Genomic DNA, 11310 nt, shown 5'->3' on the forward strand with positions numbered 1-11310 from the left:
CCCGGAAGGGGATACTGAAGCCCATGCGATTCGCGGGCAAGGCGGCGGCGTCGGCCGACAAGGTCCGCGGCGGCTACTACACGCCCGCGCCCGTCGCCCGGTTCCTGGCGCGCTGGGTGGGGCGGGCCGGTCCCCGGATCGTCGAACCGTCCTGCGGCGACGGTGCCATCCTGCGCGAGCTGGCCGGGCCCGGCGGCGAGGTGCGCGGCGTGGAACTGGTCGCGGACGAGGCGGCCAAGGCGGCCGCGTTCGCGCGGGTGGACACCGCGAACCTGTTCACCTGGCTCGCCGGCACCGAGCCCGGCGGCTGGGACGGGGTGGCCGGCAACCCGCCCTACATCCGCTTCGGCAACTGGGCGGCCGAGCAGCGCGACCCGGCCCTGGAATTCCTGCGCCGCGAGGGCCTGCGGCCCAGCAGGCTGACCAACGCGTGGGTGCCCTTCGTCGTCGCGAGCACCGTGCTGGTGCGCGACGGCGGACGGGTGGGCCTGGTGCTGCCGGCCGAGTTGCTCCAGGTCGGCTACGCCGCCCAGTTGCGCGACTACCTGCTCAGCCGCTTCACCGACATCACGCTGCTGACGTTCGAACGGTTGGTGTTCGACGGCGTGCTGCAGGAGGTGGTGCTGTTCTGCGGCGTGACCGGCCCGGGCCCGGCCCGCATCCGCACCGTCCACCTCGAGGACGCCGCCGCGCTGGCGCGCACCGACCTCGACGTGCAACGGCTCCCCTTCGCGCCGGCGCTCCTGCACGAAAACGAGAAGTGGACCAAGTACTTCCTCGACCCCGCCGCGATCCGGCTGCTGCGCTCCCTCAAGGGATCGCCGGCGCTGACCCGCCTCGGGGCCGTCGCCGGGGTGGACGTGGGCGTCGTGACGGGGCGCAACAGCTTCTTCACCTTCACCGACGCGCAGGCCCGACAGCTCGGGCTGCGGGCCCACTGCGTCCCGCTCGTCTCGCGCAGCGCCCAGCTGTCCGGCCTGGTCTACGACACCGACTGCCGGGCAACCGATCTCGCCGCCGGCCACCGCACCTGGCTGCTCGACGCGCCGGCCGAGCCCGCCGACGCCGCCCTGGCCGCGCACATCGCGGCCGGCGAGGCCGCCGGCGTGCACCGCGGCTACAAGTGCTCAATCCGCACGCCGTGGTGGACCACCCCGTCGGTGTGGGTGCCCGACCTGTTCCTGCTGCGCCAGATCCACCGGGCGCCGCGGCTGACCGTCAACGCCGCCGCGGCGACGAGCACCGACACCGTGCATCGGGTGCGGCTCGCGCCCGGCGTCGATGCGGCCGCGCTGGCCGCCGTGTTCCACAACAGCGTGACGTTCGCGTTCGCCGAGATCCTCGGCCGCAGCTACGGTGGGGGCATCTTGGAGCTGGAACCCCGCGAGGCCGAGCAGCTGCCCCTCCCCGCGCCGGCGCACGCCGGCGCCGAACTCGCCTGCGACGTCGACCTGTTGCTCAAGGCCGGCGAGATCGACAAGGCGCTCGACCTCGTCGACCGTCGGGTCCTGATCGACGGCCTGGGCCTGTCGCCCGAGCTGGTGTCGCACTGCCGCGCGGCCTTTGTCGCGCTGCGCGACCGCCGGGCAAGGCGCGGATCCCGTTGACGCTGCGGGATTCCGTGCTGGCATTGCTGGCCGGGTGGCGGGCCCCCGATCCGGCGCAGGACTCGCTGCGGCACGCCGTGCTGGCCTTCGTGCTCGCCCGCGAAGACGCCTGCCGCCGCGAGTGCGTCCCGGGCCACGTCACCGCCTCGGCGCTGGTGCTCGACGACGCGGGGTCGCGGACGCTGCTGACGCTGCACCGCCGCCTGGGCCGCTGGGTGCAGCTGGGCGGCCACTGCGACGAGGGTGACGCCGACGTCGTCGCGGCGGCGCTGCGCGAGGCCACCGAGGAGTCCGGCGTGGACGGCCTGCGCATCGACCCCGGGCTGGCGGCCGTGCACGTCCACCCCGTCACCTGCTCGCTGGGCGTGCCGACCCGCCACCTCGACCTGCAATTCGTCGCGCACGCCCCGGCCGGCGCGCGGATCGCGATCAGCGACGAGTCGGAGGACCTGCGCTGGTGGCCCGTCGACGCCTTGCCGGACGGCACCGATCACGCCCTGGCACATCTGGTTTCGCGCGCGGCCGGTCGGCGCAGGGGCCATACGGACCATACGGGCCAGTCGGGCTAGCGGGCCAGACGTTTCAGACGTCGGACGAGTAGCGGATCCCGCCGTCGGGAATGGCGACGCCCGGCCACACCCGGGCGCCGCGCAGCAACTCGCAACGGGCGCCGATGTCGGCGCCGTCGCCGATCACGCCGTCGCGGATCAGCGCCCGCGGGCCGATGCGGGCACCGAAGCCGATGATCGAGCGCTCGATCACGCTGCCGGCCTCGACCTTGACCCCGTCGAAGATCACCGCGCCGTCCAGCCGGACGCCCGGCCCGATCTCGGCGCCGCGCCCGACGACCGTGCCGCCGATCAGCACCGCCCCCGGGGACACGGCCGCCCCGTCGTGCACCAGCTGCTCGCCGCGGTGGCCGTGCAGCGCCGGGGACGGGGCGATGCCGCGCACCAGGTCCGCCGACCCGCGCACGAAGTCCTCGGGCGTGCCCATGTCGCGCCAATAGGTGGCGTCGACGTAACCGCACACCTTCACGTCGGTGTCCGACAGCAGGGCCGGGAACACCTCGCGCTCCACCGAGACCAGGCGGCCGCGCGGGATCCGGTCGATGACGTTGCGCTCGAAGACATAACAGCCGGCGTTGATCTGGTCGGTCGGCGGGTCCTGCGTCTTCTCGAGGAAGGCCACGACGCGGTCCGCTTCGTCGGTGGGCACGCAGCCGAACGCCCGCGGGTCGCCCACCCGCACCAGGTGCAGGGTGACGTCGGCGCGGTTGGCCCGGTGAAACTCGAGCAGCTGGCCCAGGTCGGCGCCGGACAGCACGTCGCCGTTGAAGACCATCACGGTGTCGTGGCGCAGGCGGTCGGCGACGTTGGCGATGCCGCCGCCCGTCCCCAGCGGTTCCGCCTCGGTCACGTAGTCGATCTGCAGGCCCAGCTTCGACCCGTCGCCGAACTCGGCCTCGAACACCTGGGCCTGATACGACGTGCTCAGCACGACGTGCTCGATGCCCGCCGCGGCGATCCGCGACAGCAGATGCGTCAGGAACGGCAGCCCGGCGGTGGGCAGCATCGGCTTGGGCGCCGACAGCGTCAGCGGCCGCAGCCGGGTGCCCTTGCCCCCGACGAGAACCACCGCGTCGACCTGGCGGCCTAACGACGAGCCGGCCACCTCAGCGCCGCCCCGTCGCCACGTTCCGCCGGCGGCTGCGCAGTGAGCTGCGCACCATCAGCCGGGAGCGCACCGCCAGCGACCCCCGCAGCGTCCAGCGCAGCGGCGCCCGCCACCAACCGGAATGCCGGTCGGCCAGGAAGGTGTAGGTGCTGCGGTGGTGCGCCGCCAGGTGGCTCGCCGGGTCGCCCCCGGTGGAATGGCCCTTGTGGTGCAGGACTTCCGCCGACGGCACGTAGACGCTCAGCCAGCCGGCCCTGCCCAGCCGGTCGCCGAGGTCGACGTCCTCCATGTACATGAAGTAGCGCTCGTCGAAACCGCCGACCTGGCCGAAGGCCGACCGGCGCACCAACAGGCACGATCCCGACAACCAACCCACCGGCCGTTCGCTGGGCTCGAGCCGGTCCTGGCGGTAGGCCGCCGTCCACGGGTTGGTTTTCCAGAACGGCCCGACCACCGCGTGCATGCCGCCGCGGATCAGGCTGGGCAGGTGGCGCGCCGACGGATACACCGACCCGTCGGGATCGCGGATGAGCGGGCCCAGCGCGCCGGCGCGCGGCCAGCGGGCGGCGGCGTCCAGCAGCGCGTCGATGCTGGCCGGTCCCCACTGCACGTCGGGGTTGGCCACGATCACCCAGTCGTGCTCCTGGTCGAGCTGGGCGATCGCGCGGTTCACCGCGGTCCCGTAGCCGAGGTTGGCGCCGGTGTCGAAGAGCCGCACGTTCGGGTAGCGCTCGACGGCCGCCTGCGGGGTGCCGTCGGTGGATCCGTTGTCCGCCAGGACCACGCTGACCGGGCGCTCGGTGGCCAGCGACAGGGAGGCCAAAAACCTCTCCAGGTGCGGGCCCGGCGAATAGGTCACGGTCACGACCGGCAGGACGTCAGTCACGCGTAGAGGGTACCGGTCGTTGCTCGCTCGGCGACGCGGCCAGCGCCGCGACAAGCGCAGGGCGCCAGGGCCTTAACGGCGTCAGGCCCGCCGCGGCGGACTCCCGGCTGCCCAGGGCGGAGTACGTCGGACGCGGCGCCGGCCGCGGAAATTCGTCGGTGCGCACCGGGCGCACCCGCGCCGGGTCGGCGCCGCATTCCTCGAACACCGCGCGCGCCTGCTCGAAGCGGGAGACCGCGCCCTCGTTGGCGGCGTGCAGGATGGGCCCGGGGACGCGGTCGTCGACGACCTGCAGCAGCGCGACGGCCAGGTCCCCGACGTAGGTCGGTGACCCGGTCTGGTCGTCGACCACGGTCACCGGGCCGTCGCCCGCGGCCAGCCGGCGCATCACGGCGACGAAGTCCTTGCCGGTTGCGCCGGTGTAGAGCCAGGCGGTCCGGACGACGACCCCTTGCGCGGCGTCCGGCAGCGCCGCGAGCACGGCCCGCTCGCCGGCGAGCTTGGACAGCGCGTACACCCCCCGCGCGTCGGGTTCGTCGCTGGGCTCGTACGGGCGCGGCGGGTCGGCGGCCGGCTCGCCGGTGAACATGTAGTCGGTGGAGACGTGGATCAGCCGGGCGCCGGCGCGCGCGCAGGCGCGGGCGAGATGTTCGGGTCCGGTGGCGTTGACCGCATACGCCCGGGCTTCGTCGCTCTCGGCGCCGTCGACATTGGTGTAGGCCGCGCAGTTGATCACCACGTCGCCGGCTCGGATGGTCCGTTCGGCGATGGCGGGGTCGGTGATGTCCCATTGCGACGACGTCAGCGCCAGCACATCGCGCCCCTGGGAGGTGGCCAGCGCCGCCAGGCAACTGCCCAGTTGTCCCCCGGCGCCGGTGATCACGAGCCGTGCTGACCTGGTCGACATGGGGACGAGTCTCGCACGGTCATGTCACGCCTTGGGCACACCGGGGTCGGCTAACCGCGAAGCCGCTGTGTCACAAGTAACCTAGTGTGATGCCTGTGCAACGTGTGGTTCGTGTGGTCGCGGCTGTGCTGACCCTGACCGTGGTCCTCGGTACCGGGCTCGCCTGGAGCAACGTGCGGGGCTTCGAGGACGGCATCTTCCACATGTCCGCACCGTCGCTGGGCAAGGGCGGCAACGACGGCGCGATCGACATCCTGCTGGTCGGCCTGGACAGCCGGACCGACGCGCACGGGAACCCGTTGTCGCAGGAGGAGCTGGAGACCCTGCGCGCCGGCGACGAGGAGGCGACCAACACCGACACGATCATCCTGATCCGCATCCCGAACAACGGGAAGTCGGCGACCGCGATCTCGATCCCGCGCGACTCCTACGTCCAGGCCCCGGGACTGGGCAAGACGAAGATCAACGGCGTCTACGGCCAGACCCGGGAGGCCAAGCGGGCCAGCCTCGTCCAGGCCGGCGACTCGGCCCGGAACGCGGCCGCCCAGGGCACCGAGGCCGGGCGCGAGGCCCTGATCAAGACCGTCGCCGACCTCACCGGCGTCACCGTCGACCACTACGCCGAGATCGGGCTGCTTGGGTTCGCTCTGATCACCGACGCGCTCGGCGGCGTCGACGTCTGCCTCAAAGAGCCGGTGTACGAACCGCTTTCGGGTGCCGACTTCCCGGCCGGCAAGCAGCGCCTGGACGGCCCGCAGGCGCTCAGCTTCGTGCGCCAGCGCCACGACCTGCCGCGCGGCGACCTGGACCGGGTGGTGCGCCAACAGGTGGTGATGGCCTCGCTGGCCCACCGGGTCATCTCGGGCCAGACGCTGTCCAGCCCCGCCACGCTGAGACGGCTGCAGTCCGCCGTGCAGCGCTCGGTGGTGATCTCCTCGGGTTGGGACGTCATGGATTTCGTCCAGCAGATGCAGAAGCTGGCCGGCGGTAACGTCGCCTTCGCCACCATCCCGGTGCTCGACGGGGCCGGCTGGAGCGACGACGGCATGCAGAGCGTGGTGCGGGTGGACCCCCACCAGGTCCAGGACTGGGTCGCGGGCCTGCTGCACGAGCAGGCCGAGGGCAAGACCGAGGAACTGGCCTACACGCCGGCCAAGACCACCGCCGACGTGTTCAACGACACCGACATCAACGGGCTGGCCGCCGCGGTGTCGGATGTGTTGGCCGCCAAGGGCTTTGCATCCGGCACCGTCGGCAACAACGAGGGTGGCCACGTGAAGGGCAGCCAGGTGCGGGCCGCCAAGACCGACGACCTGGGCGCCCAGGAGATCTCCAAGGAGCTGGGCGGGTTGCCCGTCGTCGCCGACTCGTCGATCCCGGCCGGATCGGTGCGCGTGGTGCTGGCCAACGACTACACCGGGCCGGGCTCCGGGCTGTCCGGCGGCGGGTCGCCGGTGTCCGCCCGGTTGTCCAACGCCGGCACCTTTGCAGCCCAGGGCGCCGATCCCAACGTGCCGGCGCCCTCGCCGATCCTGACCGCCGGGTCCGACAAGCCGGAGTGCATAAACTAGTCCCCCGGTGCACGAATCGATGACGCTGACTAACCTTTCCGAGGCTGTCCTTCCTCCCATGCTGCGGACCGACGCCGTCGGCCCGCGCATCACCTACTACGACGATGCGACCGGCGAGCGCATCGAACTATCCGCCGCCACGCTGGCCAACTGGGCCGCCAAGACCGGCAACCTGCTGCGCGACGAGCTGGGCGCCGGGCCGGCCAGCCGGGTCGCGATCCTGCTCCCCGCGCACTGGCAGACGGCGGCGGTCCTGTTCGGGGTGTGGTGGATCGGCGCCGAGGCGGTGCTGGACGGCCAGGCCGACCTGGCGCTGTGCACGGCCGACCGGTTGGACGAGGCCGACGGCACGGGCGCCGGTGAGGTGGCCGTGCTGTCGCTGGACCCGTTCGGCCGGCCGGCACCCGACCTGCCGATCGGCGTCACCGACTACGCCACCGCGGTGCGGGTGCACGGCGACCAGATCGTCCCCGAACGCCACCCGGGGCCCGCGCTGGCCGGGCGATCGGTCGAGCGGGTGCTATCCGACTGCGAGAAGTCCTCGGCGGCAAAGGGTTTGACGCCCGGCGATCGGGTGCTCTCCAGCGCGGCGTGGGCCGGGCCCGACGAGCTGGTGGACGGGCTACTGGCGATCCTGGCCGCCGGCGCGTCGCTGGTGCAGGTGGCCAACCCCGATCCCGACGCGCTGCGGCGGCGGATCGAGACCGAAAAGGTCACCCGGGTCCTCTGAGCGATTCATATTGATATCGCAATATTTCGATGTTAATGTCGTGCCCAACCGGAACAAACACCCAGGAAGGTTCAGGCGATGGCGGCGTACGGGCTCTTGGCGAAAGCGGCATCGACGGTGGTCACCGGCCTCGTCGGCGTGACGGCCTACGAGGTGGTGCGCAAGGCCATGGCCAAGGCGCCGGTGCACGAGACCGCGGTGTCGGCGGCCGAGCTGGGGTTGCGCGGCACCCGCAAGGCCGAGGAGGCCGCCGAGTCGGCGCGGCTGAAGATCGCCGACGTCATGGCCGAGGCCCGCGAACGGATCGGAGAGGAAGCGCCCACGCCGTCCATCACGGACCCCCACCAGCACGACCACTGACCGGGCGGACGTGTCCATAGGCATGGTCGTCACGGAAAACCCCGCCCTGCAGGTACTTTCGGATGCGGCCGGGCGCATGCGGGTGTCGGTGGCCTGGGTGCGCGGCAACTCCCGGCGTGCCGTCGCGGTCGAGGATGCCGTAGCGAAACAGCAGGGCGTGCGCGCCGTGCACGCCTACCCGCGCACCGGCTCCGTGGTCGTTTGGTACTCGCCCCGACGCTGCGACCGGCCCTCGGTGCTCGACGCGATCGGCTCCGCCGCCCGCGTCGCCGCCGAGCTGATCCCGGCGCGCGCGCCGCATTCGTCGGAGATCCGCAACGCCGACGTGCTGCGCATGGTCGTCGGCGGCGCGGCGCTGGCGCTGCTCGGGGTGCGCCGCTACGTGTTCGCGCGGCCGCCGCTGCTCGGGCCGAGCGGCCGCGCGGTCGCCACCGGCGTCACCGTGTTCACCGGGTACCCGTTCCTGCGCGGCGCCCTGCGGTCGCTGCGCTCCGGCCGCGCGGGCACCGACGCGCTGGTGTCGGCGGCGACGGTGGCGAGCCTGATCCTGCGCGAGAACGTGGTCGCGCTCACCGTGCTGTGGCTGCTCAACATCGGTGAATACCTGCAGGATCTGACGCTGCGCCGCACCCGGCGGGCCATCTCGGAGCTGCTGCGCGGCAGCCAGGACACGGCCTGGATCCGCGTCGGTGACCCCGAAGCCAAAGAGATCCAGGTGCCGATCGACACCGTGCAGATCGGCGACGAGGTGGTGGTGCACGACCACGTCGCGATCCCGGTGGACGGCGAGGTCGTCGACGGCGAGGCGATCGTCGACCAGTCCGCGATCACCGGCGAGACCCTGCCCGTTTCCGTCATCGTCGGCGCGCACGTGCACGCCGGGTCGGTGGTGGTGCGCGGGCGCGTCGTGGTGCGCGCCCAGGCCGTCGGCAACCAGACCGCCATCGGCCGCATCATCAGCCGGGTCGAGGAGGCGCAACACGACCGGGCGCCGATCCAGACCGTGGGCGAAAACTTCTCCCGCCGTTTCGTTCCCACCTCGTTCGTCGTTTCGGCCATCACCCTGGCCGTCACCGGGGACGTCCGCCGGGCGATGACGATGCTGCTGATCGCGTGTCCGTGCGCGGTGGGCCTGGCCACCCCCACCGCGATCAGCGCCGCGATCGGCAACGGCGCGCGCCGCGGCATCCTGATCAAGGGCGGCTCGCATCTCGAGCAGGCGGGCCAGGTCGACGCGATCGTGTTCGACAAGACCAGAACCCTGACCGTCGGACGCCCGGTGGTCACCAACATCATTGCGCTGCACAAGGATTGGCAGCCCGAGCAGGTGCTGGCGTACGCGGCCAGCTCGGAAATCCACTCCCGCCACCCGCTGGCCGAGGCGGTGATCCGCTCCACCGAGGAACGCCACATCAGCATCCCGCCGCACGAGGAGTGCGAGGTGCTGGTGGGCCTGGGCATGCGGACGTGGGCCGACGGCCGGACCCTGCTGCTGGGCAGCCCGTCGCTGTTGCGCGCGGAGAAGGTGCGGGTGTCCAAGAAGGCGTCGGAGTGGGTGGACAAGCTGCGCCGGCGGGCCGAGACGCCGTTGCTGCTCGCGGTGGACGGCAAGTTGGTGGGGCTGATCAGCCTGCGCGACGAGGTGCGGCCCGAGGCCGCCTTGGTGCTGAAGAAGTTGCGCGACAATGGGATTCGCCGCATCGTCATGCTCACCGGCGACCATCCCGAGATCGCCGAGGTGGTCGCGCGTGAGCTGGGCATCGACGAGTGGCGCGCCGAGGTGATGCCGGAGGACAAGCTCGAGGTGGTGCGCGAGCTGCAGAACGACGGCTTCGTCGTCGGCATGGTCGGCGACGGCATCAACGACGCGCCGGCGCTGGCCGCCGCCGACATCGGGATCGCCATGGGCCTGGCCGGAACCGACGTGGCCGTCGAGACCGCCGACGTGGCGCTGGCCAACGACGACCTGCACCGGCTGCTCGACGTGCGGGACCTGGGCGCCCGCGCCGTCGACGTCATCCGCGAGAACTACGGCATGTCCATCGCCGTCAACGCGGCCGGGCTGATCATCGGCGCGGGCGGCGCCCTGTCCCCCGTGCTGGCCGCGATCCTGCACAACGCGTCGTCGGTTGCGGTGGTGGCCAACAGCTCCCGGCTGATCCGCTACCGGCTGGACTAGCACTAGCGCGCGATCGCGAGCGTCGAGTTGTTGCGCGAAATGCGCGGTTTTCCGCGCACCTGGTCGACGTTCGGCCAATCACCGGTGCAGCAAACGACGCCATGCGACAATACGGCGCGTAAGGCGATGACGATGCAGGAAGCCGGTGCGAATCCGGCGCGGTCCCGCCACTGTCATCGGGGAGCGACCCTCACTAGCCACGGCTCACCAGAGTTGGAAGGCGAGGCGAGCAGCGATCCGAGAGCCAGGACACTCGCGTCGTCGCATCCTGCGACCCGGGGCGGTGTACCCCGAGAGAGCTGGCCCCCATGCCACGTCCGCCATGGCGTCGCGCCCCCACGGCGCCCGAACCGGCCCACGCATCGTGACCGCGCCGATCTGGATGGCGTCGCCGCCGGAGGTGCATTCGGCACTGCTGAGCGCAGGGCCCGGGCCGGGCGCGCTGCTGGCCGCCGCGGCGGCGTGGAGTTCGCTCGGCACCGAATACGCCGCGGCGGCCACCGAACTCGAGGCGCTGCTGGCGTCGGCGCGGGCGGGGTGGGACGGCCCCGCGGCCGACGCCTACGCGACCGCCCACGCCCCACACCTCGCGTGGCTGGCGCAGGCCGGCGCGAACAGCGCCGCGACCGCCGCCCAGCACGAGACCGCCGCCGCGGCCTACGCCGCCGCGCTGGCCGCGATGCCGACCCTGGCGGAGCTGGCCGCCAACCACGCCACGCACGCTGTGCTGGTGGCGACGAATTTCTTTGGCATCAACGCGATCCCGATCGCGCTGAACGAGGCCGACTACGCGCGGATGTGGATCCAGGCCGCCACCGTGATGAGCACCTACCAAGCGGTCGCGACGGCCGCCGTGACGGCGGCGCCCCAGACCACCGCGGCGCCGCAGATCATGGCATCCGCGGCCACCGCCGAGTTGCCCCCCGACCGGCAGAACGACATCTTGGATTGGTTGCAGCAGAACGGGTTCACCGACTTCTACTACACCTCCATACAGCCGCTGATCGACTCGGTGGCCAACGACCCGTTCTTCGCGGCGCTGTTCTCCGGGTTCGATCCCTGGCTGCCCCTGGTCGGCAATCCCCTGAGCTTCCTCAGCCCCTTCAACATCGCGTTCGCCCTCGGCTACCCGATGGACTTCGCTTCGTATTCCCTGTTCCTGTCGGAAACCTTCGCGTTCATCTCGCTGGACGTCACCGCGGCGTTCGCCTCGGGCAATCCCACGATCATCGGCTGGACCCTGGTGTTCGTCACCGTCGAGGCCATCGGCACGGTCATCACCGACACCATCGCGCTGCTCAAGACCCTGCTGGAACAGAACATCGCGCTGCTGGTGACCCTCCTGCCGCTGATCACCGCGTCCCTGGCGCCGCTGGCCGCCGTCCCCGCGACG

Annotated in this window: 10 protein-coding genes and 1 riboswitch; of the genes, 7 read left to right on the top strand and 3 right to left on the bottom strand. The window is 72.0% G+C overall.

Features of this window, described 5'->3' with window-relative positions; all coding sequences use genetic code 11:
* Positions 1–23: 23 nt before the first annotated feature.
* Complete coding sequence (locus BST11_RS14645; protein WP_083138655.1) at positions 24–1607, top strand: Eco57I restriction-modification methylase domain-containing protein; 1584 nt, start codon at positions 24–26, stop codon at positions 1605–1607.
* Complete coding sequence (locus BST11_RS14650; protein ID WP_083138656.1) at positions 1604–2176, top strand: NUDIX hydrolase; 573 nt, start codon at positions 1604–1606, stop codon at positions 2174–2176. The genes BST11_RS14645 and BST11_RS14650 overlap by 4 nt, the downstream gene beginning before the upstream one ends.
* Before the next feature lie 13 nt (positions 2177–2189).
* Here BST11_RS14650 and manB read toward each other — a convergent pair whose 3' ends face one another.
* Genes manB through rfbD form a run of 3 tightly spaced genes read right to left on the bottom strand, consistent with a single transcriptional unit; the run spans position 2190 to position 5077 of the window.
* Positions 2190–3281: a mannose-1-phosphate guanylyltransferase gene (manB, locus tag BST11_RS14655; protein WP_083138657.1), complete on the bottom strand. Its 1092-nt coding sequence runs from the start codon at positions 3279–3281 to the stop codon at positions 2190–2192.
* A 1-nt stretch (position 3282) separates the two neighbouring features.
* Positions 3283–4170, bottom strand: coding sequence for a glycosyltransferase family 2 protein (locus BST11_RS14660; protein ID WP_083138658.1), 888 nt, complete (start codon positions 4168–4170; stop codon positions 3283–3285).
* Positions 4163–5077, bottom strand: coding sequence for a dTDP-4-dehydrorhamnose reductase (rfbD, locus tag BST11_RS14665; RefSeq protein ID WP_083138659.1), 915 nt, complete (start codon positions 5075–5077; stop codon positions 4163–4165). The genes BST11_RS14660 and rfbD overlap by 8 nt, the downstream gene beginning before the upstream one ends.
* A gap of 86 nt (positions 5078–5163) precedes the next feature.
* On the opposite strand from rfbD, the gene BST11_RS14670 reads away from it, so the two are divergent.
* From BST11_RS14670 to BST11_RS14690, 5 genes are all read left to right on the top strand, one after another.
* Positions 5164–6648, top strand: coding sequence for an LCP family protein (locus BST11_RS14670; protein WP_372509633.1), 1485 nt, complete (start codon positions 5164–5166; stop codon positions 6646–6648).
* A gap of 19 nt (positions 6649–6667) precedes the next feature.
* Positions 6668–7378 carry a TIGR03089 family protein gene (locus BST11_RS14675; RefSeq protein ID WP_211284718.1) on the top strand — a complete coding sequence of 237 codons (711 nt, stop codon included), beginning with the start codon at positions 6668–6670 and terminating at the stop codon, positions 7376–7378.
* A 78-nt stretch (positions 7379–7456) separates the two neighbouring features.
* The gene (locus BST11_RS14680) at positions 7457–7738 is read left to right on the top strand and encodes a DUF1490 family protein (protein WP_083138662.1); all 282 of its coding nucleotides are present in this window, start codon (positions 7457–7459) and stop codon (positions 7736–7738) included.
* 22 nt (positions 7739–7760) lie between these two features.
* The gene (ctpC, locus tag BST11_RS14685; protein ID WP_083138663.1) at positions 7761–9917 is read left to right on the top strand and encodes a manganese-exporting P-type ATPase CtpC; all 2157 of its coding nucleotides are present in this window, start codon (positions 7761–7763) and stop codon (positions 9915–9917) included.
* 97 nt (positions 9918–10014) lie between these two features.
* A riboswitch (cobalamin riboswitch) is annotated at positions 10015–10192 on the top strand.
* A gap of 89 nt (positions 10193–10281) precedes the next feature.
* On the top strand, positions 10282–11310 hold a 1029-nt coding region (locus BST11_RS14690; RefSeq protein WP_142276356.1), incomplete at its 3' end, for a PPE family protein.

The sequence above is a fragment of the Mycobacterium alsense genome (assembly GCF_002086635.1).
Taxonomy (GTDB): Bacteria; Actinomycetota; Actinomycetes; order Mycobacteriales; family Mycobacteriaceae; genus Mycobacterium; species Mycobacterium alsense.

Excerpts from the sequence above, each read along its gene's own strand:
- BST11_RS14675 (WP_211284718.1), top strand. The coding sequence starts at position 6,668 with ATGACGCTGACTAACCTTTCCGAGGCTGTCCTTCCTCCCATGCTGCGG.
- BST11_RS14680 (WP_083138662.1), top strand. The coding sequence starts at position 7,457 with ATGGCGGCGTACGGGCTCTTGGCGAAAGCGGCATCGACGGTGGTCACC.
- BST11_RS14645 (WP_083138655.1), top strand. The coding sequence starts at position 24 with ATGCGATTCGCGGGCAAGGCGGCGGCGTCGGCCGACAAGGTCCGCGGC.
- ctpC (WP_083138663.1), top strand. The coding sequence starts at position 7,761 with ATGGTCGTCACGGAAAACCCCGCCCTGCAGGTACTTTCGGATGCGGCC.
- rfbD (WP_083138659.1), bottom strand. The coding sequence starts at position 5,077 with ATGTCGACCAGGTCAGCACGGCTCGTGATCACCGGCGCCGGGGGACAA.